At 34.3% G+C, this 26,196-nt stretch carries 23 protein-coding genes; 17 read left to right on the top strand and 6 right to left on the bottom strand.

Going from position 1 to position 26,196, the window contains the following annotated elements; all coding sequences use genetic code 11:
• Positions 1 to 31 precede the first annotated feature (31 nt).
• Positions 32 to 295: a hypothetical protein gene (locus RM51_RS18590; protein ID WP_039373162.1), complete on the bottom strand. Its 264-nt coding sequence runs from the start codon at positions 293 to 295 to the stop codon at positions 32 to 34.
• Between the two features lie 151 nt (positions 296 to 446).
• On the opposite strand from RM51_RS18590, the gene RM51_RS18595 reads away from it, so the two are divergent.
• Positions 447 to 854, top strand: coding sequence for a hypothetical protein (locus RM51_RS18595; protein WP_039373165.1), 408 nt, complete (start codon positions 447 to 449; stop codon positions 852 to 854).
• A gap of 199 nt (positions 855 to 1,053) precedes the next feature.
• On the opposite strand, the gene RM51_RS18600 is transcribed toward RM51_RS18595, so the two are convergent.
• Together RM51_RS18600 and RM51_RS18605 are read right to left on the bottom strand one after the other, a co-directional pair.
• The gene (locus tag RM51_RS18600) at positions 1,054 to 2,217 is read right to left on the bottom strand and encodes an iron-containing alcohol dehydrogenase (protein WP_039373167.1); all 1,164 of its coding nucleotides are present in this window, start codon (positions 2,215 to 2,217) and stop codon (positions 1,054 to 1,056) included.
• Positions 2,218 to 2,283: 66 nt separating this feature from the next.
• The gene (locus RM51_RS18605; protein WP_039373169.1) at positions 2,284 to 3,168 is read right to left on the bottom strand and encodes an AraC family transcriptional regulator; all 885 of its coding nucleotides are present in this window, start codon (positions 3,166 to 3,168) and stop codon (positions 2,284 to 2,286) included.
• A 403-nt stretch (positions 3,169 to 3,571) separates the two neighbouring features.
• Between RM51_RS18605 and purB the strand changes: the two genes are divergently transcribed.
• The 7 genes from purB (at position 3,572) to RM51_RS18640 (ending at position 12,428) form a co-directional block, all read left to right on the top strand.
• Positions 3,572 to 4,999 carry an adenylosuccinate lyase gene (gene purB, locus RM51_RS18610; protein ID WP_039373172.1) on the top strand — a complete coding sequence of 476 codons (1,428 nt, stop codon included), beginning with the start codon at positions 3,572 to 3,574 and terminating at the stop codon, positions 4,997 to 4,999.
• Positions 5,000 to 5,144: 145 nt separating this feature from the next.
• Positions 5,145 to 8,840: a phosphoribosylformylglycinamidine synthase gene (locus RM51_RS18615; protein WP_039373175.1), complete on the top strand. Its 3,696-nt coding sequence runs from the start codon at positions 5,145 to 5,147 to the stop codon at positions 8,838 to 8,840.
• Positions 8,841 to 8,950: 110 nt separating this feature from the next.
• Positions 8,951 to 9,652 (top strand): DUF3667 domain-containing protein, encoded by a 702-nt coding sequence (locus RM51_RS18620; RefSeq protein WP_039373177.1) that lies wholly within the window; start codon positions 8,951 to 8,953, stop codon positions 9,650 to 9,652.
• A gap of 248 nt (positions 9,653 to 9,900) precedes the next feature.
• Positions 9,901 to 10,830, top strand: a complete 930-nt coding sequence (locus RM51_RS18625; protein ID WP_039373178.1) for a LamG-like jellyroll fold domain-containing protein — start codon at positions 9,901 to 9,903, stop codon at positions 10,828 to 10,830.
• A gap of 87 nt (positions 10,831 to 10,917) precedes the next feature.
• Positions 10,918 to 11,301 (top strand): ribonuclease inhibitor, encoded by a 384-nt coding sequence (locus RM51_RS18630; RefSeq protein ID WP_052248577.1) that lies wholly within the window; start codon positions 10,918 to 10,920, stop codon positions 11,299 to 11,301.
• Between the two features lie 168 nt (positions 11,302 to 11,469).
• Positions 11,470 to 12,096 (top strand): SGNH/GDSL hydrolase family protein, encoded by a 627-nt coding sequence (locus tag RM51_RS18635; RefSeq protein ID WP_084111239.1) that lies wholly within the window; start codon positions 11,470 to 11,472, stop codon positions 12,094 to 12,096.
• Positions 12,096 to 12,428, top strand: coding sequence for a gamma-glutamylcyclotransferase family protein (locus tag RM51_RS18640; RefSeq protein WP_039373181.1), 333 nt, complete (start codon positions 12,096 to 12,098; stop codon positions 12,426 to 12,428). Before RM51_RS18635 ends, RM51_RS18640 begins: the two co-directional genes overlap by 1 nt.
• A gap of 156 nt (positions 12,429 to 12,584) precedes the next feature.
• On the opposite strand, the gene RM51_RS18645 is transcribed toward RM51_RS18640, so the two are convergent.
• The gene (locus RM51_RS18645; RefSeq protein ID WP_039373184.1) at positions 12,585 to 12,941 is read right to left on the bottom strand and encodes a diacylglycerol kinase family protein; all 357 of its coding nucleotides are present in this window, start codon (positions 12,939 to 12,941) and stop codon (positions 12,585 to 12,587) included.
• 197 nt (positions 12,942 to 13,138) lie between these two features.
• On the opposite strand from RM51_RS18645, the gene dnaN reads away from it, so the two are divergent.
• The 9 genes from dnaN to RM51_RS18690 all read left to right on the top strand — a co-directional run bounded on the left by dnaN (position 13,139) and on the right by RM51_RS18690 (position 24,507).
• A complete protein-coding gene (dnaN, locus tag RM51_RS18650; RefSeq protein ID WP_039373185.1) occupies positions 13,139 to 14,269 on the top strand; it encodes a DNA polymerase III subunit beta in 1,131 nt (376 codons plus the stop codon).
• A gap of 194 nt (positions 14,270 to 14,463) precedes the next feature.
• Complete coding sequence (locus tag RM51_RS18655; protein WP_052248578.1) at positions 14,464 to 15,768, top strand: TolC family protein; 1,305 nt, start codon at positions 14,464 to 14,466, stop codon at positions 15,766 to 15,768.
• A gap of 29 nt (positions 15,769 to 15,797) precedes the next feature.
• Positions 15,798 to 17,054 carry an efflux RND transporter periplasmic adaptor subunit gene (locus tag RM51_RS18660; protein WP_039373186.1) on the top strand — a complete coding sequence of 419 codons (1,257 nt, stop codon included), beginning with the start codon at positions 15,798 to 15,800 and terminating at the stop codon, positions 17,052 to 17,054.
• A gap of 87 nt (positions 17,055 to 17,141) precedes the next feature.
• On the top strand, positions 17,142 to 17,879 hold the full coding sequence (locus RM51_RS18665) for an ABC transporter ATP-binding protein (protein WP_039373187.1): 738 nt from the start codon (positions 17,142 to 17,144) through the stop codon (positions 17,877 to 17,879).
• A gap of 170 nt (positions 17,880 to 18,049) precedes the next feature.
• Positions 18,050 to 19,267, top strand: a complete 1,218-nt coding sequence (locus RM51_RS18670) for an ABC transporter permease (protein ID WP_039373191.1) — start codon at positions 18,050 to 18,052, stop codon at positions 19,265 to 19,267.
• 222 nt (positions 19,268 to 19,489) lie between these two features.
• Entirely contained in the window at positions 19,490 to 20,518 is a 1,029-nt protein-coding gene (locus tag RM51_RS18675; RefSeq protein WP_039373192.1) for a sensor histidine kinase, read from the top strand.
• A gap of 2 nt (positions 20,519 to 20,520) precedes the next feature.
• Positions 20,521 to 21,246: a LytR/AlgR family response regulator transcription factor gene (locus RM51_RS18680; protein WP_039373194.1), complete on the top strand. Its 726-nt coding sequence runs from the start codon at positions 20,521 to 20,523 to the stop codon at positions 21,244 to 21,246.
• A gap of 160 nt (positions 21,247 to 21,406) precedes the next feature.
• Positions 21,407 to 23,809, top strand: coding sequence for a phenylalanine--tRNA ligase subunit beta (pheT, locus tag RM51_RS18685; protein ID WP_039373254.1), 2,403 nt, complete (start codon positions 21,407 to 21,409; stop codon positions 23,807 to 23,809).
• 293 nt (positions 23,810 to 24,102) lie between these two features.
• Positions 24,103 to 24,507, top strand: coding sequence for an META domain-containing protein (locus RM51_RS18690; protein ID WP_039373197.1), 405 nt, complete (start codon positions 24,103 to 24,105; stop codon positions 24,505 to 24,507).
• A 73-nt stretch (positions 24,508 to 24,580) separates the two neighbouring features.
• On the opposite strand, the gene RM51_RS18695 is transcribed toward RM51_RS18690, so the two are convergent.
• Both RM51_RS18695 and RM51_RS18700 read right to left on the bottom strand, forming a co-directional pair.
• The gene (locus tag RM51_RS18695; protein WP_002977986.1) at positions 24,581 to 24,820 is read right to left on the bottom strand and encodes a hypothetical protein; all 240 of its coding nucleotides are present in this window, start codon (positions 24,818 to 24,820) and stop codon (positions 24,581 to 24,583) included.
• 38 nt (positions 24,821 to 24,858) lie between these two features.
• A complete protein-coding gene (locus tag RM51_RS18700) occupies positions 24,859 to 26,178 on the bottom strand; it encodes a hypothetical protein (RefSeq protein WP_039373207.1) in 1,320 nt (439 codons plus the stop codon).
• Between the last annotated feature and the right edge of the window lie 18 nt (positions 26,179 to 26,196).

Below are 26,196 nucleotides of genomic sequence, written 5' to 3' on the forward strand. Positions count from 1 at the left end.
TGAGTGGCTTTTTTATTTATTGTCAAAGAGTTTATATATGGATTATACCTAAAATATCTAATATTCCCATAAGAGAAAAGAAAAAACCAATAAGGGTTAGTATAAATATTCCAACCTTATTAATAGTTTTTTGATCCGAAATTATAAATTCTTTTGGGTTATTAGGGTTGTATTTTATTTCAATGGGCTTATCAATATAATTTTTAAAAGAGCGGAACTTATTTATATCAGCAGCAGAATATAAATAAGGTTCGGATTCAATGATCTTTCCATCTTTTATTGAAAAATTAATCATGGGTGTTTGATAACCTTTCCAACCGCGGTTATATTTTAGGATTTTTCCTGTAGTCTAAAAACAACATTTTTTTGTAATTTAGAAAGAAATAAACTGATACCATATTTTTTGGTGTAATTTTTACCAAATTATCAACTTAATATTTAAAAACATGAAAAAAACAATTGTGTTCAGTACCTTGTTCGTTACTGCTTTGGCTTTTGCTCAAAAAGCTCCGGTCGTTGGAGGTGACAGAGATGTTCATGGCTGTATAGCTTCTGCAGGCTATACCTATTCACAAATTAGAAACAAGTGTGTAAGAGTTTTTGAACAGAAAATTAAATTAAAAGAAGTAAGCACAGACAAAAGCTATACTTCAATGACGGCCGTTATTTTCAGCAAAGACATGAAAAAAGCTGAGGTTTTTATTCCCGATGCAAGTGCAAAAAGCATTATTCTTGACAAACAGGGAAAAGAAAAACTTTGGAAAAGCGGGAGTCATATAAAAGACAGTTACACTTTAATCCCTTATAAAAAAAGATATCAGATTACTAAAAATGATGTAGTAATCTATCAGTAAAATAGCTTTCAAAAACAAATCTGAGCCATTCGAAAGAGTGGCTTTTTGATGTAATGGGCAACTGTGTTTTACTTGTGTCATTCTGACGAATTAAGAATCTCAATCGTAGGTAAATAATCTAAAAACTTAAAGTATAAGATCAAAAAACAGGAAACCTCAATGAAATTTCCTGTTTTTTATTTTCAATTTGAATTGAAAATTAAGCGGTTACAGCCTCTTGATAAACAATGCCCTCATAACAAGCATTGTAAATAGCTTTCAACTCATCCAAAGAAGGAACTCTAGGGTTGAAACCTGTACAAGGATCAATTAATGCATTGTTAGCAATGTAATCAAGGTTTTTATCCCAATCTTCTCTTGAAATTCCGAACTCTTTAATCGCTGATTGATTATTAACTTCAGAACGTAATGTTTCGATGGCCTGAGCCAAATCTTCCGCTGTTTCTTTACCGATCACTTTCGCTAAATCAGGAAAACGGTTTGTCGCCTGAGCATTGTAACGAATCACATTCGGAAGGAAAATAGCATTAGAAGCACCATGAGGGATTCCGTACAAAGCACCCACTTGGTGAGACAATGAATGAACAATTCCCAACCATGCATTGTTGAATGCCAAACCAGCCATAAACGAAGCATCATGCATATTCTGACGTGCTGTAATATTGTTTGGGTTTTCTACCGCTTCTTTCAGATTATCAAAAACAATCTCCAAACCACCTTTTGAAAGCGCATCTGCAATATTATTGTCAATATTCGAAACATAAGCTTCCACACAGTGAGTTAAAGCATCAAGACCTGTGTTTGAAGTAACGTGAGCCGGCATTGAAGCACATATTTCGCCGTCAACAATAGCAATATCCGGCGTTAATTCGTAAGAAACGATAGGATATTTCACCCCTTTTTCTCTGTCAGTAATAACAGCAAGACCTGTAGTTTCGGTTCCCGTTCCGCTTGTAGAAGGAATTGCGATAAATTTTGCTTTATTTCTTAAAACCGGAACAGTGAAAGGCTTGATCATCGCATCGAAATCTGCATCAGGATACTCATAAAATACCCACATGATTTTTGCCGCATCAATGGCTGAACAACCTCCTAAACCGATAATCCATTCTGGCTGAAATTTTTGAATCATTTCAGCTCCTTTCATACAAGTTTCAGAGGATGGATCCTCTTCCACACCTTCGAAAATCTGAGTTTCTATTCCTGCTTCGGCAAGGTAAGCAACGGCTTTATCCAATGTTCCGCTCTTTTTCATTGAGCTTCCCCCTGTTACGATTACCGCTTTGGTTCCTTTAATATTTTTTAATTCTTCAAGAGTTCCTGCACCATGGAAAACCTCTCCTGCAATAAATAATTTGCTCATTTTTTTCTTAATTTTTGATGATACAAAAGTAGATAAGCCCAAACAAGCAATGTTATACAAACAGGACTACGCGTTATACATTTGCGCCAGTTCCTGCTGAAGTTCCGTAGGTGTTTCTTTCAGTTTTGCTTTTACGAATTTATTGAGAGCAGAAGGAGAATTAAAACCTAAGTCAAAGGCAATTTCTTTATGCGAAAGGTCGGAAAACATCAACTGACGTTTTATTTCCATTAAAATTCGATTGTGAATGGCCTGAATTGCAGTCTCTCCGCAATGTTTTTTGGTGATTGAATTTAATTTTTTCGGAGTAATTGCTAATTCTTCGGCGTAATATTGAACGGTTCTGTATTGCTTGTAATGCTCATTCAGTAATTTTTTAAAACGAACGTAAATAGGTTTGTCAACCGTTTCTTTATGTAAAATGGGATGTAAACCATGAACAGATTCGATTAAACCTAACAAAAATATTTTGATCAGAAATCTTGCCTGTTCTTTTTTAATCAAACTCGGTTTTTGATAAATTCCCTGAATGATTTTGATCGAGTTCATGCTTTGCTCAAAATCATCATGAGATAAAATTGTACAATTAAGCTGGGTGGAAAGATTAACATTATAAGTGCTCAGTTCATTTTTAAGAATATCGGAACAGAATAATATTTCTTCAAACAGAATGATTTTTCCTTGTAAATCTTGACTTACATCTGAAATAAAATGAACCTGTTCCGGAAATACAACGGAAATTTTTCCGGCTTTCAAAAAGTGAATTTTATCTTCAATATGAAGTTGTAAGGTTCCTTTTTCGATAACAATAATGAGAAAATGATCTTTTTTGTGTGGTTTAAAATAATCTTTCAGATTCCCTTCCGTCAAATCAAAAACCCGAAAAGACAGATTTTTATCTTCTTCTTTTTGAATGTTTTTTTTGATTTCTAATTTTCTCAAACTGCCCATTTCATTATTGTTTTAAAACGAAGCAACAAATTTATGATAAAACATTTTCAGTTTGCAAGATTTATAATAATGAACTTGTTTAAACTTTTATTTGACATTATGAAATTGATAAAATATTTTAAACGCGACGATCGCAAAGAATTTTTTAATAAACTTGAAAATATTTTCGTTCGCAATGGCGTTCCACTTAGCTAAGGCGTAATTATCATTTGCTGAACGAAGTGCCGTTGCGAACGTCGCGTTAAAAATCATTTATGCTAAGTTCAAGTAAGTTTAAACAAGTTTAATTAAAATTTATGAAGCTTTTGACATAAAAATTACTACAATTTGTGTTTAAAAAAAGCATTTTTCTCTCTCGTTTAAAAACCGTATTTTTGCATCATCTAAAAAGTAAAAGAAAAGAATGAATTCCTACAAAAATCCTTTGGAAGAACGCTATTCAAGCGAAGAAATGTTGTTTAACTTTTCTCACAACAATAAATTCCAGAACTGGAGAAAGCTTTGGATTGCCCTTGCTGAAATCGAAAAAGACCTTGGACTTGAAATTACAGACGAACAAATCGCTGAATTGAAAGCTAATGCTGAAAATATCGATTACGATAAAGCAGCTGAGTATGAGAAAAAATTCCGTCATGATGTAATGGCTCACGTTCACGCGTATGGTGATGTGGCGCCTTCAGCAAAAGGAATTATTCACTTGGGAGCAACTTCAGCATTTGTAGGAGATAATACAGACTTAATTCAAATCCGTGACGGACTTTTGATCTTGAAGAAAAAGTTGGTAAACGTGATGAAAAATCTTTCTGATTTTGCGATTCAATATAAAGACCTTCCAACGTTAGGATTCACTCACTTCCAGCCGGCTCAGTTAACAACTGTTGGAAAAAGGGCAACACTTTGGTTACAAAGTTTGGTTCTTGACATCGAAGAATTGGATTTCTTCTTAGAAACATTAAGATTCAGAGGGGTAAAAGGAACTACAGGAACTGCTGCAAGTTTCCTTGAACTTTTCAACGGTGATTATTCTAAAGTTAAACACCTAGATAAAGAATTGTCAAAAAGATTCGGTTTCGAAAAAGTTTTCGGAGTTTCCGGACAGACTTATGACAGAAAAATCGATGCTAAAGTGGTGGCTTTATTAGGAAATATCGCACAATCTGCACATAAATTTACCAACGATTTACGTTTACTTCAAAATCTTAAGGAAATTGAAGAACCATTCGAGAAAAACCAGATTGGTTCATCTGCAATGGCTTACAAACGTAATCCAATGAGAAGCGAAAGAATCGGAGCATTGGCAAAATATGTAATGTCTTTGACAACAAGTTCTGCAATGGTGGCTTCAACACAATGGTTTGAAAGAACATTAGACGATTCTGCAAATAAAAGATTAACAATTCCACAAGCGTTTTTAGCTGTTGATGCCATTCTATTGATCTGGAATAACATCATGAACGGAATTGTAGTATATCCGAACAGAATCAACAAACATATTATGGAAGAACTTCCTTTCATGGCGACAGAATACATTATCATGGAAGAAGTGAAAGCTGGTGGTGACCGTCAGGAAATCCACGAAGTGATCAGAGTTCATTCTATGGAAGCGTCTAAAAAAGTGAAAGAGGAAGGTAAAGAAAATGACCTTATCGAAAGAATCCTGAATGACGATTCATTAAAACTGGATAAATCAAAATTAAAAGAAGTTCTTGATCCTAAAAACTTCATCGGTTTTGCACCAATTCAGACGGAAGAATTCATTGCCAATGAAGTTCAGCCGATCATTGATCAAAACAAAGACTTAATAGGATTAGAGGCTGATCTTAAAGTATAATACAGTATGCAGTCTTTTCGGCTGCATATTTTATTTTAAATAAAAGCTCTGTTTGTCATTCCGTAGGAATCTAGGCTAACATACACCAGATTCTTAGATGACAAATTTTAAATTAAAAATAAATCTAATAAATATCTGACATCTAATGTCTAATAACAAAAGAATTTTCGTAGAAAAAAGAGGAATTTTCGATGTAGAAAGTCCAAAAATTTTTGATGAAGTAAAAGCGGTGGTTCCGTCTATCCAAAGCGTAAAAGTATATAACGTTTACGATATCTTTGGATTAAACGATGGTGAATTCGGAAAAGTGGTCAACAGCACTTTCGTAGATCCGGTTACTGATATTTTACACGAAGAAAACCCCGCAAAAGGGATCTATTTTGGAATGGAATTTTTACCAGGACAATACGATCAACGTGCAGATTCTGCGCAACAATGTATTGCTTTGTTGACTGAAAATGAAAAGTCTAAAGTAAGAAGCGGTAAATTGATCGAATTTGAAGGAGTTTCCGAATCTGATTTAGTGAAAATCAAAGACCTGCTTATCAATAAAGTTGAATCTCAGGAAAAAGATCTATCCATTTTAGATATTCCTGCAGAAGAAACGCCATCAAAAGTTATTATTCACGAAAACTTCATCAATTTTGATGATGCTCAGCTTGAAGAGTTCTTTAACAAGCATGGTTTTGCATTAGGGTTAGACGATTTGAAATTCATTCAGGAGTATTTTAAAACAGAGAACAGAAATCCTACGGAAACTGAACTTAAAGTTTTAGATACGTATTGGAGTGACCACTGTCGTCACACAACGTTTGAAACAGAATTATCAAACATTGAATTCGAAGGAAAGTTCAAACATACATTGGAAACTATTTTCAATGATTATATCGAAAAAAGAAAATTCTTAGGCCGTGAATTGAAACCGATCTCTTTAATGGATCTGGCAACAGTTTGCGGAAGATATTTCCATAAAACAGGCAATTTGGAAAACTTGGTGGTTTCTGACGAAATCAATGCTTGTACGATCCAGATTGAAGCTGAGTACGATGGTAAAAAAGAACCATGGTATTTATTATTTAAGAACGAAACACACAATCACCCGACAGAAATTGAACCTTTTGGAGGAGCTTCAACGTGTTTAGGAGGAGCAATCAGAGATCCTTTGTCCGGACGTTCTTTCGTTTTCCAGGCGATGAGATTAACGGGTGCTGCTGATGTGTTGGAATCTGTTGATAAAACATTACCGGGTAAATTACCTCAAAAAACAATTACAAAACAGGCTGCAAACGGATATTCTTCTTATGGTAACCAAATTGGTTTGGCGACTACAATGGTTTCTGAAATCTATGATGAAGGCTACAAAGCAAAAAGAATGGAAGTTGGTTTCGTTGCCGGAGCGGTTCCTGTGGATTGGGTAAGACGTGAAAAACCTGAAGCTGGTGATTCTATCATTATTTTAGGAGGTGCAACAGGTCGTGACGGAGTTGGGGGAGCAAGCGGAAGTTCGAAAGAACAGGACGAAACTTCTATCCACACGATGAGTTCTGAAGTTCAGAAAGGAAATGCGGTTGAAGAAAGAAAAATCCAGAGATTATTCAGAAATCCTGAAGTTACTAGATTGATTAAAAAATCCAATGATTTCGGAGCTGGAGGTGTTTCTGTAGCGATCGGTGAAATTGCTGATTCTTTGGAGGTGAATCTTGATGTATTACCATTAAAATATGAAGGTTTAAACGGAACTGAACTGGCTATTTCTGAATCTCAGGAAAGAATGGCCGTTGTGGTTGAACCAAAAGATAAAGAACAGTTCATCAAATTCTGTGAAGCTGAAAACATTGTAGCTGTTGAGGTTGCAAAAGTGACAGATTCAGGTAGAATGCAGATGTTCTGGAAAGGCGATAAAATTGTTGACCTTTCAAGAGCATTTTTAGATACGAACGGGTGTTCAAAAAGCCAGGAAGTTAAAATTACTCACCTTAACGAAGTAAAAGAAGAAACTCCGTCATTCAATGAAGAGAACTTCTTGAAAATCTTAGGAGATAAAAATGTAGCTTCTCAAAAAGGATTGTTGGAAATGTTCGATTCTTCTATCGGTGCGACTACGGTTGCAATGCCTTTAGGTGGAAAATACCAGCAGACTTTGATGGAAGGAAGTGTTCAGACATTACCGATCATCGGTGCAAAAGATATTGAAACAGTTTCATTGGCGAGTTGGGGATTCGATGCAGAGATTTCTAAGCAGAACTCTTTGTTGGGAGCTTCTTATGCTGTCGTTGAAAGTGTAGCAAAGATTGTTGCAATGGGCGGTGATTATAAAAATATCAGATTCAGTTTCCAGGAATATTTTGAGAAATTAGGTCAGAATCCTGAAAAATGGGGGAAACCTTTAGCTTCTTTGTTGGGAGCTTACGATGCTCAGATCAACTTTGGACTGGCTGCAATCGGTGGTAAAGACTCAATGAGTGGAACGTATCAGGATCTGAATGTTCCGCCAACGTTGATTTCTTTCGCTTGTGCGAACGGAGAAAAGAAAAACATTATCTCTCCTGAATTTAAGAAGGCAGGAAATAAAGTGTATTTCTTCAATCATATCGCTCAGGAAAACGGACTTCCAAATTATGATGCTTTAAAAGCTGTTTTTGAATTAATTTTTGAAAATATTAAAGCAGGAAAGATTGTTTCAGTAAAAACAGTGAAAGAAGGAGGAGTTGCAGTGGCTCTAGCAAAAATGAGCTTCGGAAACAGATTAGGTGCTGAAATTACGGTTGCTGAAAACGCTTTATTAGCAAAAAATATCGGTAGCTTAATCATCGAATCTACAGAAGAATTAAGCTCTGTAAACCTTCATTTGATTGGAGAAGTTAAAGATTCAAATAGTATTAAAATTAATGAGGTTGAATTCGCGATTGAAAAATTGTTAGCAGCAAATACAAACACTTTTGAGAATCTTTTCCCAACGATTGAAAAAGAAAAATTGACGGTTGAAATCGATGAGAAATTAAACTCGATCAACCCAAGAAATATCATCATCAAAAAGCACGGAATCGCTCAGCCAAAAGTATTCGCACCGGTTTTCCCGGGAACAAACTGTGAGTATGATACGTTGAATGCTTTCGCAAAAGAAGGAGCTGCAATCAGCAGTTTACCTTTGATCAATATCAATCACCAATTATTGGATGAAAGTATTGATGCTTGGGTAGAAGAAATCAAAACTTCTCAGATTTTAGCATTCTCAGGAGGTTTCTCTGCAGGAGATGAGCCGGATGGTTCTGCAAAATTCATTGTAAACGTTTTAAAAAATGAGAAGATGAGAAACGCAGTTCACGAATTGCTAGACAGAGACGGTATGATTATCGGTATCTGTAACGGTTTCCAGGCGTTGGTTAAATCAGGATTGTTACCTTACGGAAGAATCAAAGATTTGGATGAAAATTCTCCAACGTTAGCTCATAACGCGATCAGAAGACATATTTCTCAAATGGTTAACGTAAGAGTAGTGAATGACGAATCGCCTTGGTTGAAAGGAATGAAAGACCAGGTGTTCACCATTCCGATTTCTCATGGTGAAGGTCGTTTCATGGCTTTGGAAGCGGAAATTCAGAAGCTATATGAAAACGGACAGATTGCAACACAATATTTGGATCTGGATGGAAACATTGCTCACGGAATGCCGTTCAATCCAAATAATTCATTGTTCGGAATTGAAGGAATCACCAGTCCGGATGGTAAAATATTCGGTAGGATGGGCCACCCGGAACGTTTTGCAGAAGGGTTGCTGAAAAACATTCCAACTGCGAATTACCATAATATATTCAAAAACGGAGTAGAATACTTCAAATAAAATATCAAACCTCATAGATTTCCTTATTCTATGAGGTTTTTTTATAGCTATTTTCGCGAATAAGTTTATATTTTTGTATCATACTTACAATGATAAAAAAACTTTAACTAATGAACGAAAGGAATTCTTCTGAACAAAAACAAGGAATCAAAAGAATAGATGCAGAATACATTTCGCACGAGATACAACACCTTTTCCATTTTGATAAAGGCTTTCCTTTTACCTTTAAAGAACTTTTGTTACGTCCGGGAAAAGCGGTAAGAGAATACCTTACAGAAAACCGTGAAAAATACGTAAAACCTATTGTGTTTTTAGTCTTCTCGGCAGTTATTTATACCTTTCTCATCCATCTTTTTCATATTGAAGTTCTCATATTTAATATCAAAGGATTGGGAAAAACAGCGGGATGGGAAAATAGTATGTATATCGATGCTATCAATAATTGGGTAGACTCTCATCTTGGATATTCAGCTTTGATCATCGGATTTTTTATGGCTTTATGGGCTAAAATGTTCTTTTATAAAAAAGGCTATAACATATTTGAAATCTTCGTACTCCTATCTTATATTTTCGGAGTCTTTTTTATTGCAGTGTTAATCTTTCTCTTACTTTCAAAATTAACCGGATTATTTATCATCGCTCAGATTGGAGTTTATTTGGTTCAGGTTTATTTTGTGTGGGCAATTGGTCAGTTTTTTGGAGAAAAGAATTTCTTGAATTACGTTAAGAGTTTCATTTGCTTATTCTTAGGAATTATTACTTATAAATACAGTTTATTTTTATTGGCTTATTTGATACATTTTTTTAAGTAAATCAGATCAAATAGAATACAATTTTAATGGAAAACGGATTCGGGTGTTATAACATTCGGATCCGTTTTTTTATTATGAATACAAAAAGATGTTTTTGAATGTGATTTTTATATTTATTTTCAATTAAAATTATCAAATATTTAATTTTGTTTTCATTTTAATGAGCGTTTTTTATTAATTTTAAATAAAATTTAAATACTTTGATTATGCTAAAAAATTACTTTTTCCCTCTTTTTTCATTGTTAATAATGAATTTTGCCCATGCTCAGGCCGGAAATGCATTAGACCTTGATGGGACTAATGATTATGTCACTTTTAGTGTTCCTACCATGTTTAATAGTGTTGCTACTCAGGATTTTACTATTGAAGCAAGGATAAAGCCGACTACCTTTACTACAAACAGGGTATTTTTTGTGCAGACAACGACTTCAAACTATGTGAGTATTATGATCAATAGTACAGGAAAAGTGTATGCCTATATAAATGGAACCACCAATCCTTCTACTTCCGGCTCACTTACTCTGAATGCCTGGAATCATATAGCAATTACAAGATCTGTGAGTACTAGTGAGACATTGATTTATATTAACGGTGTTTTGCAGACTACTGCATCAGGCGGAAGTACATCTTATGGTACGACAAATCTAATGGCTATTGGATCTAAGACAGACGGAACGCAGCTCTTTAAAGGAACGATTGATGAATTTAGAATCTGGAGTACAGTAAGAACGGCAGCGCAAATAACGGCTAATATGGATAGTGAACTGACATTGCCACAAACAGGGCTGGTTTCCTACTATAAATGCAATCAAGGAATAGCAAACGGAAATAACGCGGGTGTCACTACTCTTAATGATGAATTCACCACGGTGAACGGAACTTTACTGAACTTTGCTTTAACTGGTACAACCTCTAATTGGGTTGGAACAAGTAGTTTATCTACAAAAGAAACCAATTTCAATCCATCGCTTTCATTAACGCCTAATCCTGCAGTAAACGAAATAAAAATTTTAGGCTTAAAACAAAGAACTGACTACAAAATTTTTAATGCTACAGGACAGTTTATTAAAACAGGAAATGTGGATAAAGAAAACAATATAATCGAAGTCTCAGAACTCAATAAAGGAATCTACTTTATCAATTTAGGAGAAGAAAAAATGAAATTCATTAAAAAATAAATTTCTAAAAAAATGAAAAGAGTCAAGATTAAAATTGGCTCTTTTTTTATTTTTGAATACATAACGATTGGGAAACAATAATTAAAAATGGAACACGAAAAGGCAAATAAAAAAATGACTGTTATCGATGGGAACCATTTTTCAGATTTAAAAGGTTTCTACGAGGAAATTTCTCAGCTTTTTATGAAAGATCAGGATTGGAAAGTCGGAACTTTAGATGGTTTTGATGATATTCTCTATGGAGTAAGAACGGATATTACGTGGAGAAATTCTCAAAAATCAAAAGAAGATTTAGGATTTAATGTAACTAAAGAATTTTACGAAAATAAAATCCGAATGGGTAAGCCTTTTAATGTACAATTGATTCAGCAAAAACTGGATGAGTTGATGGATGGAAACGGATTAACTTTATTTGAAATTTTAATTGAAATTATAGAATCACACAAAAATATTAGACTAATTTTGGATTGAATTAAACCATTAAGGGATTTAAGATTTTAAGACTAGCTAAACTATCTTTCATTAAGGTCAAAATGGTTAGTATTAGCAATGTCATGCTGAGCGAAGTCGAAGCATCTCAAAAACTATTGTTTGATGGTTTAAAATTCAAAGTAGACAAATAAAAATATAAAAAAGTAAATGAAAAAAATGAGGTATGGTTTGTTCTTTGGTGACAGTATCACTTACGGAGAATATGATGGTGTTTTTGGTGGTTGGGTTGATATTCTGAAAAGATATGCTTTACAGAAATACAATGAAGGAAGTCATGAGTTGATTCTTTTTAATCTCGGAATTGGTGGAGAAACAACAGATGGTTTGGTGAAAAGAATACCCCATGAAATGGCGGCAAGAAATGCTGCAGAAGGAAATATAGTTTTCATTAGTTACGGAGCGAATGATTTAGCCATTAAAGAGGATATTCAAATGGTACATCCTGAAAAATTTGCTGCAAATATTTTAACAGCAATTCAGGAAGCGAAAAAATATTCCGATGATATATACTTGGTGAGCATTCTTCCTTTTTCAAATAATGTGGATGGAGTAGTTGTCGCTTCAGGAAAGTTGAGAACAAATAATGAAGTTTTAGTTTATAATCAAATTCTAAAAAAAATTACGGCTGAAAATTCACTACATTATGTTGATTTTCATTCGGCTTTTTTAGACGATAAAGAAATTTTACTTTCAGCAGACGGTGTTCATCCCAATGAAAAGGGCTACGGAATGATGGCTGAAATTGCAATCCCAATCATTGAAAAATATTTATAATGCCTCAATTATTTTCTTACGGAACTTTGCAGAAAGAGCAGGTTCAAATCGAAACTTTCGGACGAATCTTAAAAGGAGAAAAAGAAACTTTGACTGGATACAAACTTGAAATGCTGGAAATCACAGATCCTGAAGTGTTAAGAAAAAGCAATCAGAAACACCATCCGATTTTAGTGTTTTCCGGAGATATGGAAGATGAGGTAGAAGGGATGTTATTTGAAGTTACAGAGGATGAAATCTTGCAAGCCGATGAATACGAAGTGGATGATTATAAAAGAATAGAAACAGTTTTTAAATCCGGAAAGTCAGGATTTATATATGTTGGAAAATAGATTTGATAATTAAGGAAATCAATAGAGAACGTTTATTTTGTCATTCAGAGCGAAGCGTGGAATCTAGTCATGTTATAAAACTGCTAAGATTCCTACGGAATGACAAACGATTAATTATATTGACTCTTAGATATTCAGTCTTTTACGAAAATAAAATTACTCAAAAATATATTTCCAATAGACTAAAATTCCAACAATTACAGAAACGATAGTCATTAAAACCACTGCACCTGCGGAAATATCCTTAATAAATCCAATTCTTAGGTCAAATTCAGGCTGGACAATATCGCAGAGTTTTTCGATGGCAGTGTTAAAAATTTCAGAGGACAAAACACCGAAAGAAACTATTAAAATGAGAATAGTATCTGTAGAAGAAAGTTTTAGATAAAAAATTAAAAAAAGGTTGATAAAAAAAGCCAAAAGCTCAATCTGAAAATTTCGCTCACTTTTTATCATCAGAAAAACACCTCGGAAAGCGTTCAGAAAACTTTTATGAATCGGTGGTTTTCGCATGATGAAAATTTATAGACAAATATACTCAATTGGGAAAAGGAATTATTAATTTATTCTCATAAAGAGAATCTTCTTTGTATAAAAAGAGAAGGAGAAATATTTAGAAAATTCTTTTGATGGTTGTTAATAACTCTCATAATTATTCTTTTCTATCTGTTTTCTATTTATTATATTTGTAGAAACTTATTTTTAAATCTATGAAATTTATTATTTCAAGTGGTGAACTGCAGAAGGCGTTACAAACTGTAAGTGGTGTAATATCAAGCTCTCAATCGAGACCTATTTTAGAAAACTATCTTTTTGAATTAGACGGAACAAACGTTACCATTACAGCATCTGATGGCGAGACAACTCTTGTAACTTCTCTTGAAGTGAAATCTGATGATACGGGAAAATTTGCTGTTCCTGCTAAGATTTTTCAAGATTTCATTAAGACGTACGGAGAGCAGCCACTTACCTTAGCGGTGAAGGATAATGCGGAAGGAACGGGAAGTCAGCTTGAGATTTTAGATGAAAAAGATAATTTCGCAGTAGCATTAGACAATGCAGATGACTATCCTGAATTACCGGAATTTGACGCTTCTCAAAGTGTTACAATGTCTGCAGGAGTTTTGTCTGAAGCATTAACCAATACACTTTTTGCAACAAGTAACGATTCTCTTCGTCCAGTAATGACAGGAGTATTGTTCCAGTTTGGAGAAAATGAAACAAATTTTGTTTCTACCGATTCTCACAGATTGGTTGTGTATAAAAGAACAGACCTAATGAATGTTGAACCCATGGAGTTCATCATGCCTAAAAAACCTCTGAACATTTTCAAAAATATATTAGCGAGTTCAAATGATGATGTTACGATCGATTTCAACGAGAACATGGCTAAATTTACTTTTGGTAAACATATTTGGATCTGTAGACTGATCGATGGAAAATATCCTAACTATACAGCGGTAATTCCAAAAGAAAACCCGAATGTATTAACGATCAACAGAAACCTTTTGTTAGGAGCAATTAAAAGAGCTTCTATCATGTCAAATAAATCTACCAATCAGGTAAGATTCAAGCTTTCTGCCAATATTCTTCACCTTCATGCAGAAGATACAGAATATGCAAACAAAGCAGATATGCAGATTCCTTGCGATTACAACGGAGAAGATATTAACATCGGATTTAGTTCTAAATTCTTAACGGAAATGTTGACAATTTTAGGTTCAGACGATATTACAATGAAAATGTCTCAGCCGAACAGACCGGGAATCATTGAGCCGCTTGATGGTCTTGAAGACAACGAAAACATCTTAATGTTATCAATGCCGGTAATCGGATTGTAATAATATTAAAAAAAATAAATAAAAAGAGATTGATTGTTCAGTCTCTTTTTTGTTTTTAATACCCTTTTAAAGAATTTAGTACTACTTTCTTATTGTAAAAAACGACTGTTCTTCTATACAATTTCATCGTTTGTCGATTACATTTGATATTGGTTTCATGATTGAGCAATTTTGTTTCGTAAAACAGACAGAAAATGAAACAGTATCTTATTATAGCACTCTTTGTCGGCATCTTGGCGCCTGCTCAAAAAATATGGACGCTTCAGGATTGTCTTAATTATGCAGTAGAAAATAATATCACCGTTAAGAAAACAGTTTTAGATAAAACTACAGCTCAAATTAATTATCAGCAACAGAAAAATAATAAACTGCCGACTATTTATGGTTCCTCTTCTTTGGGACTGACCAACGGATCGAGTATCGACCCTATTACCAGTAGTTTTGTAAACCAAAATATCCTTTCAAACAGTTTTGGGATTTCTGCCAATGCAGTTTTGTATCAAGGGAATAAATTAAACCTTCAGATTGAGCAAAATAAAATGATTTCAGATCAATCAGAGTTATATCAGAAACAAGCTGAAAATAATATTGTTCTGAATGTTCTGAATGCTTATCTACAGGCTTTATATTACTATGAAGGAATTGAAATTGCGAATAATACAGCAAGTTCTTCCGCTCAGGAATTGAAACTTACACAGACAAAATATAAAAACGGAGCCATTTCAAAATTAGAACTGGCGGATGTAGAAACTCAGAATGCACAGAATCAGTATACTGTAGTGAGTAGTGAGAATCTTTATAATCAGCAGGTTTTAAAACTGAAACAGTTGTTAGAATTAGATCCGAGTGTTGATTTTCAGATTGAAAAAGTGGAAATGAACGATTTAATGGACGAAATTCCTGAGAAACAGCAGGTATATGCATTAGCAACCGAAAATCTTCCTGATCTGAAAATTTATGATGCTCAAGGTGAAATTCTTACTAAAAGTCTTGAAATCACAAAAACAGGTTATTTGCCAACACTTTCTGCAACAGCAGGACTCAATACGGGATTTACAAGTACACAGGATTACAGCTACTTTAATCAGGTTAAAAATAACTTCAATAAATCTGTAGGATTGTCTTTAAACATTCCGATTTTCTCTAAAAAACAGAATGAAACGAACGTACAGCTTGCAAAAATAAATATTGAACAGAATAATCTGGATAAGATAAGCGCCGGGAAAACATTGTATTCCAATATAGAAACGGCTTGGCAAAATGCGGTTGCCAATCAGGCTCAGCAGAAATCTTCAAAAGTGGCAAGAGACAATGCAAAACTTGCGTACGATTTGGCAAATAAAAAGTTTGAATTCGGAGGATTGACAACCACTGAGCTTGCGGTAAGTAGAAATACGTATCTCACAAATGAACAGACCTACATTCAGTCAAAATATATGGCGGTTTTGTACACGCAGCTTCTGAATTTTTACCAAGGTAAAACATTGACAACAAACTAAAATAAATATAAAGGATAAAATATAAAGCTATGAATCCAAAATATAAAAAATACTTTAAAAACTCGGTGATTACTCTTGTAGCAGCTATTGCGATCATCTTTATCTACCAATATTTTACTCAGAAAAAAGAGGCTAAGATCTCCATACAAACAGTAAAGATGGCGAAGCAGAATATCACAACATCTGTTACAGCAACAGGAACAGTAGAGCCGGTAGATCAGGTAGAAGTGGGAACACAGGTTTCAGGGATCATTAATCATATTTATGCAGATTATAATTCTCAGGTCAAAAAAGGACAGTTATTAGCGGAATTGGATAAAACCAATCTACAGGAGTCTGTGAACAATGCATTGGCTCAGTATGAAGCAGCTTTGAACGAACTTAATTATTATCAGCAGAATTATAACCGTCAGAATAATATGTTCAGATCAGGAGTGATCAGCAAAGCAGATTACGAACAGGCAGCGTATCAGGTGAAAAATTCACAACAGACCGTAAGTCAAAGAAAAACAGCATTGGCGCAGGCAAGAACAAATTTAAGTTATGCTAATATTTATGCTCCAATTGACGGGATTATTCTAAGCCGTGAAGTAGAAGAAGGACAGACAGTTGCGGCAAGTATGACCACACCTACGCTTTTCTCTATTGCAAAAGATATTACCAAAATGCAGGTTGAAGCTAATGTAGATGAAGCAGATATAGGCGATGTGAAAGTAGGGCAACGAGTGAGTTTTACGGTAGATGCTTATCCTCAGGAAGAGTTTAGTGGAAAAGTTCGTCAGGTGAGATTAGCAGCAACTACAGAGTCGAATGTGGTGACATATACTGTAATTATTGATGCCGATAATTCTGAACAAAAATTAAAACCGGGTCTGACTGCAACAGTGACTATTTTCACACAAGAATTGAAGAATATCAATACAGTTCCGGCAGCAGCAATTAGTTTCAGTCCGGATACAGAAGTCTTACAGAAATACTATCTGCAAAATCAATTGACAGGTAAAGTTCCAGAAACGAAAACGGGAAAAAACAAAGAAAAATATATCTGGATCATCAATAAAGATAAAAGCCTTTCTCAAAAACAGATTATCGTAGGAATTAATGATGGAATTAATGTTCAGGTTAATAATGGATTGACAGGCGATGAACAAATTGTAACGGCTTTGGATGAACAACAGGAGGCTGTAGCGAAATCCGGATCAGAAAGCAGTCCTTTTATGCCGAAAAGACCCAACAGTAACAATAAAAAATCAAGTTCAAGTCAAGGTCCGCCTCCGGGAAATTAAATCAGAGAATTAAATTAAAATTTTGGTCAAGAATAAAGAAACTTAAGCCTTTTGGATTTGACCCCTATAATCTAAAATAAAAGTAGAATGAAACCCATTATCCATATAGAAAATTTGAAACGTGAGTTCAAAATGGGCGACGAAATTGTTCACGCGTTGAAAGGAATTAATCTTACCATAAATGAAGGTGAATTTGTAACCATAATGGGAACCAGTGGTTCTGGTAAATCTACATTTCTGAATATTTTAGGATGTTTAGATCAGCCAACCTCAGGAACGTATGAACTGGATGGTGTTTTGGTAAAAGAACTTAATAAGAACCAACTGGCAGATATAAGAAATAAAAAAATTGGATTCATATTTCAATCCTACAACCTATTGGCAAGAACAAGTGCGCTGGAAAATGTAGAACTGCCATTATTGTATAACCCTAAAGTTTCAGCAGAAGAAAGAAGGGAACGTGCTGTAAAAGCACTTAAACAAGTAGGATTGGAAAGTAGAATTCATCATGTTCCCAGCCAACTTTCCGGAGGACAACAGCAGAGGGTCGCTATTGCAAGAGCGTTAGTAAATCATCCCGTCATTTTATTGGCAGATGAAGCAACTGGAAACTTAGATACCAGAACTTCTTACGAAGTCATGAATCTTTTCCAGGAATTAAATGATCAGGGAATTACTATAGGATTTGTAACCCATGAAGATGACATTGCAAAATTCAGTAAAAGAACAGTGGTGCTAAAAGATGGAAAGATTACTGAAGATCGACAGGTAACCCAAAGATTGTATGCTTCGGAAGAGTTGGCAAAACTACCACCAGCAGAATAGCCAGAGAATTTTTTGTTCTAATATATAATTAGTTTGGTGTGTTTTATAATGAAGACGGATTACATGCAGTAACATTTGCAGGCCAGAAATGAAGCCTGAGAGAAGAGATATAATGAAGAAGAAATGAAGAGGAAGGTCTGCAAATGTTTTAAAAATTAAAAAAGAAAAAAATGAACTTTTTAAACTTACTTAAAATAGCCTGGAAAGCAATTTTGCTTAATAAAACCAGAGCAATGCTTACCATGCTCGGAATTATCATCGGGGTAGCATCTGTTATTGCAATGTTGGCGATAGGAGAAGGATCCAAAGAGAGCATCAAGAAAAATATTTCCAGTATGGGAGCTAACCTTATCACGGTGCGTCCAGGAGCGGGAATGATGGGGGGAGTACGTTCAGATCCATCAGCAATGCAGACCCTTACTTTGGCAGATTATAACGCTTTGAAAAAACAGGTAAAACTGATTAAGAATATCTCTCCATTGGTGAATGGAAGCGGACAAAGTATTGCAGGTTCTAATAACTGGCCAACTTCAATTTACGGTGCATCTCCGGAATATTTGAAAATCCGTGATTGGGGAGTGGAAGAGGGTTCTATGTTTACAGAAGATGATGTGGAAGCGTATGGTAAAGTTGCTGTAATCGGGAAAACAGTTCAGGAAAATCTTTTCCCTAATGAAAATCCTATCGGAAAAATGATTCGTTTTAAAAATATTCCGTTTAAAGTAATTGGAGTTTTAAAAGAGAAAGGAGAGAATACTTTTGGGCAGGATCAGGATGATATTATTATTGCACCTTATACAGCGGTTCAGAAAAGAATTTTGGCACAAACCTATTTACAGTCTATTGTAGCATCCTCTTTAAACGAAGAAAACTCAGAAGCGGCAGTGAATGAAATAAAAGCTGTAATGGAAGCTCAGCACAAAATAAAACCTGATCAAGATAATGACTTCAATGTTTCTTCTCAGCAGGAACTTATCTCTACATTTAGCTCTACCAGTGAAATGTTAACCGTGCTTTTAGTGGCTATTGCAAGTATTTCATTAATTGTAGGAGGAATCGGGATTATGAATATCATGTATGTTTCCGTAAAAGAAAGAACCAAAGAAATTGGGTTGAGAATGGCAATAGGAGCAAAAGGAAATGATATTTTGATGCAGTTTCTCATAGAATCGGTACTTATCAGTATTACAGGCGGAATTTTAGGAGTAATAATCGGGTTGGTTGCTACGTTTTGTGTAAAACAATTTGCAGGTTGGCCGGTAAGTATTACGATGGTTTCCATTGTTATTTCTTTTGCGGTTTGTACGATTACAGGAGTCTTCTTCGGATGGTATCCTGCAAGAAAAGCAGCTCAGGCAGATCCTATCAATGCACTGAGATATGAATAAAGCGAAAATTTAATTTTAAAATTGTAGGGAAAATGCTGGAAAAAATTTTAAATTCACTAATCCAAAGATTTCATAAATCTTCAATTTTCAACGGATTGAATAAGTTTAAATTCTGATGAAGAGAATAAGAAAGGAAATAATTTGAGAAGAAACATTCGTTTTTTTGAAGAATTGATTCCTGTATTTGAACTATTTATGATAAAAACCAAGCAACAATAAACAATGATTAATTTAAAAAATAAAAAATTAGAAGCCAGCTTTCATCTATTGATTTGGCTGGTTCTTTTCTTTCTTCCTGCTGCTTTTTCATTGGGCTCAGATGGGAATTGGCTGGAGCTTTTCAAGCATTTTTGGCTTCAATTGTTTTTTCTGGCAATTATTTTTTATGTCAATTACTTAGTGCTTATCAATTGGCTGTATACGGATAAGAAGCTTAATTTCATACTGATTAATGTGATCCTTATTGTTGCATTAATCATTTTAAAACAACAGATTTTTCAACTGATAGAATCCCAAAGACCTCGAGGTTCAGGAGGAAGACGTCCACCGGAAGCATTCTTTTATTTCATGGACTTTCTGATTTATATGATTCCCGTTGCTTTTTCAATTGCGATAAGTTCCGGACAGAAAATGAAACAAGCAGAAGAAATCAAGCGTGAAGCAGATAATATTAAATTGAAATCAGAACTGCAGCATTTGAAATACCAGTTGCAGCCCCATTTTTTCTTTAATGCTCTAAATAATATTTATTCACTCATTGATTTTGCGCCTGAGAAAGCTAAACATAGCATTCACAGCTTAAGCAAACTGATGAGACACCTGCTGTATAAAACAGATGTAGAAAAAATAAGATTGATTGATGAAATCGACTTTTTGAACAAATACATAGAGCTGATGACGCTTAGGCTGAATGATAATACGAAAGTTTTTACAAGCTTTCCGAAGATGATTCCGAATCTTGAAATTGCCCCTTTGCTTTTCATTTCTGTAGTGGAAAATGCTTTTAAACACGGAGTTTCGGCAACACAACATTCAGATATTAGTTTTAAAATGGAAATTGTGGAAGATGAAATTCATTTTACAGCTTCCAATTCTAATTTTCCCAAAACGGAAACAGATAAAAGCGGTTCAGGAATAGGTGTAGAAAATCTCAAAAAAAGATTAAGTTTGCTGTATCCTGAAAAACATGAATTCCATTCCCATCTCAATAACGGAATGTATATTGCAGAAATGAAACTGAAAACAAAATAAAAATGAGAAAACTTACCTGCCTGATTGCTGATGATGAACCCATGGCTTTGAATCTGATCGAAAGCTATGTCTTAAAAACTCCTTTTCTGGAACTGAAGGCAAAATGTAACAGCGCCATTGAAGCAATGCAGGTATGTGAAGAAGAAAAAAATATAGATCTTTTTTTTCTGGATATTCAGATGCCTGAACTTTCAGGGTTAGAATTTTCGAAACTGTTGCCCACAACATGCAAAGTGATCTTTACAACTGCGTTTGATCAATATGCGATTGACGGTTACAAAGTAAGTGCTTTAGACTATCTTTTAAAACCATTTGATTATAATGAGTTTCTGAATGCCGCTCAAAAAGCGAGAACTTATTTTGAAGCTGTTCCAGAGTCTGCACCGCAAAAAACAGAGAAAAAGCAAAGTTTCATTTTCGTAAAATCAGAATATAGACAGGTTAAAATTGAATTTTCAGAAGTCCTTTATATTGAAGGATTGAAAGATTACGTAAAAATATATCTTAAAGATAATCCTAAACCTATTTTAACATTGATGAGCCTGAAAAAACTTGAAGAAGAATTACCTTCAGAAGACTTTATGAGGGTTCACAGATCCTATATTATCGGATTGAACAAGATAGAAGCCATTGAAAGAAATCATATTGTCATCGGAAATCAGCAGATCGTCATTGCTCCCAATTATAAGAAAACATTAATGGATTATATTGAAGGGAAAAGTTTATAAAAAAAAATATCCCGACTTTCAATTGGCAAAATATGTTGTTTCGTGGGAAATAAAAAGTGAAGTATTTATCTTAAAGTTAGCCCGAAATTTCTCTATCTCTCAAAAAATGACGACATTTGTAGTCGCAAAAATTCATTTAAAAAAGTTTCAAAATAGAGCAATGAAGATATCAAATAACTGGCTGAAAGACTATATTAAAACGGAGATCAAACCTGAAAGAATAGGAGAGTTCCTTACCGATATAGGCCTTGAAGTTGAAGGAATTGAAAAATTTGAAAGTGTAAAAGGCAGCTTGGAAGGGATTGTGGTAGGTAAGGTTTTAACTTGCGAAAAGCATCCTAATGCAGATAAACTAAACAAAACTACGGTAGAAGTAGGAAAAGGAAAAGTTTTGAACATTGTTTGTGGCGCTCCGAATGTAGAAGCCGGACAAACAGTTCCTGTAGCCGTTGTCGGAACTAAAATCTATGATAAAACCGGAAACTTTTTTGAAATAAAAGAAGCAAAAATCAGAGGAGAAGTTTCTCAGGGAATGATTTGTGCAGAAGATGAATTGGGGCTGAGCGAAGATCACGGTGGAATCATGGTGTTGGATGCAGAAAAATATGAAGTGGGAAAAAATTTCGCTGATTATTTCGAACTGACCAATGATGAGGTTTTTGAAATTGGTTTAACGCCGAACAGAACTGATGCAATGTCTCATTATGGGGTTGCAAGAGATTTATATGCCTTCCTTTCTACCAATCAGTTGAAATCTACTTTTGAAAAAGTTTCTTCAGTAGTTTTGAATAATGAAGGTTCTCACGATTTCAAATTAGAAGTTGAGGACGCTGAATTATGCCCAAGATATATCGGAGCAGTAATTGAAGACGTAAAAGTTGCAGATTCTCCGGCTTGGTTAAAAGACAGATTAAAAGCCATCGGATTAAGTCCGATCAATAATATTGTAGATATTACAAACTATATCCTTCATGGGTACGGTCAACCGCTTCACGCTTTTGATGCAGATAAGATTGCGGACAAAAAAGTGAAAGTAGGAACCGTAAAAGAAGGAACAAAATTCACGACTTTAGATGGTGTTGAAAGAACATTAAACGGTTCTGAGATTATCATTAAAGACGGAAAAGACAACCCAATGTGTATTGCTGGAGTTTTTGGTGGTGCCAATTCAGGAGTCTCAACAGAAACAAAAACTATTTTCCTGGAAAGTGCTTATTTTAACCCTGTTGCGGTAAGAAAAGGAGCTAAATTCCACGGATTGAATACAGATGCTTCTTTCAGATTTGAAAGAGGAGTAGATCCGAATATTACAAGAACTGCCATTACTCATGCCATTAAATTAATTTCAGAATTAGCAGAAGGTAAGTTAGTTGGAGAATTGTTGGAAGAATATCCGAAGAAAATAGAAGACAGCTATGTGATCATCAGATTCTCTAAAATTGAGCAGATTTTGGGAACAAAAATTCACAGAGAAAAAGTAAAAGAAATTCTGAAATCGTTGGAAATTCAGGTTTTAAATGAAATTCAGAACGGTTTAGAAATCTCTGTTCCTGCTTACAGAGCTGATGTAACTAGAGAAATCGACGTTATTGAAGAGATTTTAAGAATCTATGGATACAACAAAATTGATGCTCCGCAAAAGATTTCCTTCACTCCTGTAAAGCTGAGTGCAAACGATCAGGATGAATTGGAAAACAACTGGGCAAGAACTTTACAAAGCTTAGGTTTCAATGAAGTAATGAACAATTCATTAACTTCTGTAAAAGATGAAACGGATGCGGTGAAGCTATTGAATCCTTTGAGTGGTGATTTGGCGTTTATGAGAAAATCTTTATTGGAAGGTCTTCTTCAGAATGCAATCTACAATATCAACAGAAAGAATCAGGACATCAAGTTTTTTGAGTTCGGAAAAATCTATCATAAAAAAGATAAATATACTGAGAGAAAGCAGTTGGCTATTTTAGTTTCAGGAAGAGAAGTTGCTGAAAACTGGTTACAGCCAAAATCTGCAACAAGTTTTTATAATTTAAAAGCTTACGTAAAAGTTCTTTTGGAAAGACTTGCAATTGATTATAAAGAAGTTGCTTTGTCAGACGATAGATTCTCTGATGCTTTAGCGTATGAAGTGGATGGAAAAGTGTTAGTAAGAATTGGAAAAGTTTCTGCTCAGCAATTGAAAGATTTCGATATCGATCAGGAATGTTTCTATGCAGAAGTTGAATTGGAGTTTGCTCAGGAATTGCGTTCTAAAAATGAGTTGAAGTTCAAGGATATTCCTAAATTCAATAAGATCAGAAGAGATTTAGCTCTATTGATTGATAAGAGCGTGAATTACGAAGATCTGTATGAAACTGCTAAAAAGAATAAGTCTCCTTACATTAAAAACATTAATTTGTTTGATGTATACGAAGGGAAAAACCTTCCGGAAGGTAAGAAGTCTTATGCAATGAGTTTCGAGCTTTTAAACGAAGAAAAAACGTTAGAAGAAAAAGAAATCGCTGCAGTAATGGAATCTTTGATTAAATCTTTCCAGAAAGAATTCAATGCTGAATTGAGAGGATAATCTTAAAATGATTATTAAAAATATATCAGAAACGGACTTTGTAAAAAGTCCGTTTTCTTTTTATAGATGCTTCGACTACGCTCAGCATGACACTTCTAATACATATTTTTACTAGAGATTAATGTGTCGCGATGTCATGCTGAGCGAAGCCGAAGCATCTTTTCCTAGAAAAACAAGTGCTAATTCTCTGAAAATTCACAGTAAAAAAATAACTGTTAAAAAAACATAAATTTTTTAGACCATCCTGTAAATAATATAATTTCCGTAAATTTGGGTTAAATCAAAAGAGAAAAATGAAAAACCTTTTTTTAAGCATATGCACAGCAGCAGTTCTAGTATCGTGCGGAACAGTGGCTTCTTCTTCAAAAGCAGGAAAATCACAACCTTCAATTGCTAATACAAAATGGACTTTAGCAGATAACGTAAAAGGTCAGACTCCAACATTGAATGTAGAAGGGGCGAAAATAAGCGGAAATTCGGGATGTAACAGATATTTTGGAGCCGTTACTATGGAAACAGCTTCTGGTAAGTTTGCTGCTTCACAAATGGGATCTACCAAGATGGCTTGTGATAATATGAGCGTTGAGAAAAACTTCTTGGATATGGTACAGAAAGCAAACAGATATGTGGTTTCCGGAGAGAGCTTAGAATTGTATCAGGACAATCTTTTATTACTTAAATTCAATAAAGCAGAATAAGAAAGCAAAGAATATATAAAAATAAAAGGAACTCTATTGAGTTCCTTTTTATGTTTTATAGGATTATTGTTTATTAATCTTCCTCTTCTTCGTCGTACTTAGCCAACTCTTCATCACACCACTTGAACGCAGCTTCTACTACTTTAGTAGCTTCGTCAGCCATAGTTTCTTCATCATCACCTTCTAGATCATCTAACCACTCAACTTCTTCTTCTTCAACGTTTAAGATGAATCTTGGATATTCTGTATGAACTACGAAAAGATCTTCCGGAAATTCTGAATTATCTGCTAATAAAAACTTTGGTAATTTCATTTTTTTAATGTTTTAACTTTAAATCAAAGATAACAAAATTATTGGTATTTGTTCTTGTCGATTTTAATTTTTTGTGAAACTTTATAATAGGTCAGCGTTGTTTTTTTTAAGGTATCAGAAGTTTTAAATGTTACCTCTATATTTGAATTTACCGTACTTATAAGTTCAGCAACCTGCATTTTTTCCAGATCTTCCATAGATTTTAAATAGAATTGTAGCGGAACATTATCCAGGTGTTCAGACTGTAAAAAATGTTTTACTTCTTTTCTGTTTTCAAGATAATTTCCTTTCGAAAGCCACGTGAAAAAAACTCCTGACATAATGCTTAAAATTCCGATAACGTAGACTTTAACATCAAAGAGTTGAAATAACTTTCTAAAATAAACCAGCCATAAGGGAAAGCTGAACGGAGCAAGTATTCTGTACCCAATTGCATCTACAGGATAAAAATACTGGATGAAAAACGAGCAGATAATTCCAAAAACACTCGTGAAGATAATGAAAAACTCTGTATTCGTAAGCTTATATTTTGTAAACAGGAAAATCATAATAAGAATATTCAAAACTCCTAACCCGTAAATTCCGTAATTAACAATTCCACCTCCCGGGTCAGACATATGGATGAATGGATTGAAAGTGGTAGAAAGTCCTTCAAACAATTCCTTTAAAAGTTTAGAAGTAGGATAGAGCCCTATCTCCAAAGATTGTTTTATATAATCCTCGTTAAAGTAATCAATAAATAGAAGTTTATAAAGCACTATATAAACTCCTGAAATAATCCCGGAAAATAGAAATACACGTCCGTATTGACGTTTATAAAATAAAAGTCCGTATAAACCTACCGCTCCCATAAAAAATAAAGAACTGTATCTTATATTGTACAGAGCAATTAAGCTTAAAGAAAGATAAATAACAGCACTTCGGGTTTTGAGATTTCCTTTAATAATTTGATCCGAAACATACAGGAAAAGAAAAACAAATGGTAAAATACAGGCTTCACTTAAAGTGGCTGCGAAAATAGAAACAAAGCTGAAAAGAGCTACTAAAACGGTAGACTCCCGCGAATAAAAATTCTTTTTCCATGAGAAAAAAACAATAAAAAGCACCGCTACAATTCCGACAATTTTACTCGCCCAAAATTCATCGGTTCCTAAAAAAGTAAAGATTTTAATACTCAGTGGATATCCTAAAGGAGTAATGGTATTGTCGATCTCCGGAAGTACATGAGCAAATTTCATATATCGGATAGAATCAGGGCTTACTCTTCCTTTTTCATTGAGTAAAAAACGTAAAATGGTCACCATTACAGTAATGATGACCAATAATATCTGAATATTTTTTTCTTTAAATTTTATCAAGGTTGTGGTAATTAGGTT

The sequence above is a fragment of the Chryseobacterium taiwanense genome (genome assembly GCF_000813825.1).
Classification (GTDB): domain Bacteria; phylum Bacteroidota; class Bacteroidia; order Flavobacteriales; family Weeksellaceae; genus Chryseobacterium; species Chryseobacterium taiwanense.

What these genes read in the sequence shown, in the direction of transcription:
- RM51_RS18590 (WP_039373162.1), bottom strand. Translation starts at nt 295, where the DNA reads ATGATTAATTTTTCAATAAAAGATGGAAAGATCATTGAATCCGAACCT.
- RM51_RS18595 (WP_039373165.1), top strand. Translation starts at nt 447, where the DNA reads ATGAAAAAAACAATTGTGTTCAGTACCTTGTTCGTTACTGCTTTGGCT.
- RM51_RS18600 (WP_039373167.1), bottom strand. Translation starts at nt 2,217, where the DNA reads ATGAGCAAATTATTTATTGCAGGAGAGGTTTTCCATGGTGCAGGAACT.
- RM51_RS18605 (WP_039373169.1), bottom strand. Translation starts at nt 3,168, where the DNA reads ATGGGCAGTTTGAGAAAATTAGAAATCAAAAAAAACATTCAAAAAGAA.
- purB (WP_039373172.1), top strand. Translation starts at nt 3,572, where the DNA reads ATGAATTCCTACAAAAATCCTTTGGAAGAACGCTATTCAAGCGAAGAA.
- RM51_RS18615 (WP_039373175.1), top strand. Translation starts at nt 5,145, where the DNA reads ATGTCTAATAACAAAAGAATTTTCGTAGAAAAAAGAGGAATTTTCGAT.
- RM51_RS18620 (WP_039373177.1), top strand. Translation starts at nt 8,951, where the DNA reads ATGAACGAAAGGAATTCTTCTGAACAAAAACAAGGAATCAAAAGAATA.
- RM51_RS18625 (WP_039373178.1), top strand. Translation starts at nt 9,901, where the DNA reads ATGAATTTTGCCCATGCTCAGGCCGGAAATGCATTAGACCTTGATGGG.
- RM51_RS18630 (WP_052248577.1), top strand. Translation starts at nt 10,918, where the DNA reads ATGGAACACGAAAAGGCAAATAAAAAAATGACTGTTATCGATGGGAAC.
- RM51_RS18635 (WP_084111239.1), top strand. Translation starts at nt 11,470, where the DNA reads ATGAAAAAAATGAGGTATGGTTTGTTCTTTGGTGACAGTATCACTTAC.
- RM51_RS18640 (WP_039373181.1), top strand. Translation starts at nt 12,096, where the DNA reads ATGCCTCAATTATTTTCTTACGGAACTTTGCAGAAAGAGCAGGTTCAA.
- RM51_RS18645 (WP_039373184.1), bottom strand. Translation starts at nt 12,941, where the DNA reads ATGCGAAAACCACCGATTCATAAAAGTTTTCTGAACGCTTTCCGAGGT.
- dnaN (WP_039373185.1), top strand. Translation starts at nt 13,139, where the DNA reads ATGAAATTTATTATTTCAAGTGGTGAACTGCAGAAGGCGTTACAAACT.
- RM51_RS18655 (WP_052248578.1), top strand. Translation starts at nt 14,464, where the DNA reads ATGAAACAGTATCTTATTATAGCACTCTTTGTCGGCATCTTGGCGCCT.
- RM51_RS18660 (WP_039373186.1), top strand. Translation starts at nt 15,798, where the DNA reads ATGAATCCAAAATATAAAAAATACTTTAAAAACTCGGTGATTACTCTT.
- RM51_RS18665 (WP_039373187.1), top strand. Translation starts at nt 17,142, where the DNA reads ATGAAACCCATTATCCATATAGAAAATTTGAAACGTGAGTTCAAAATG.
- RM51_RS18670 (WP_039373191.1), top strand. Translation starts at nt 18,050, where the DNA reads ATGAACTTTTTAAACTTACTTAAAATAGCCTGGAAAGCAATTTTGCTT.
- RM51_RS18675 (WP_039373192.1), top strand. Translation starts at nt 19,490, where the DNA reads ATGATTAATTTAAAAAATAAAAAATTAGAAGCCAGCTTTCATCTATTG.
- RM51_RS18680 (WP_039373194.1), top strand. Translation starts at nt 20,521, where the DNA reads ATGAGAAAACTTACCTGCCTGATTGCTGATGATGAACCCATGGCTTTG.
- pheT (WP_039373254.1), top strand. Translation starts at nt 21,407, where the DNA reads ATGAAGATATCAAATAACTGGCTGAAAGACTATATTAAAACGGAGATC.
- RM51_RS18690 (WP_039373197.1), top strand. Translation starts at nt 24,103, where the DNA reads ATGAAAAACCTTTTTTTAAGCATATGCACAGCAGCAGTTCTAGTATCG.
- RM51_RS18695 (WP_002977986.1), bottom strand. Translation starts at nt 24,820, where the DNA reads ATGAAATTACCAAAGTTTTTATTAGCAGATAATTCAGAATTTCCGGAA.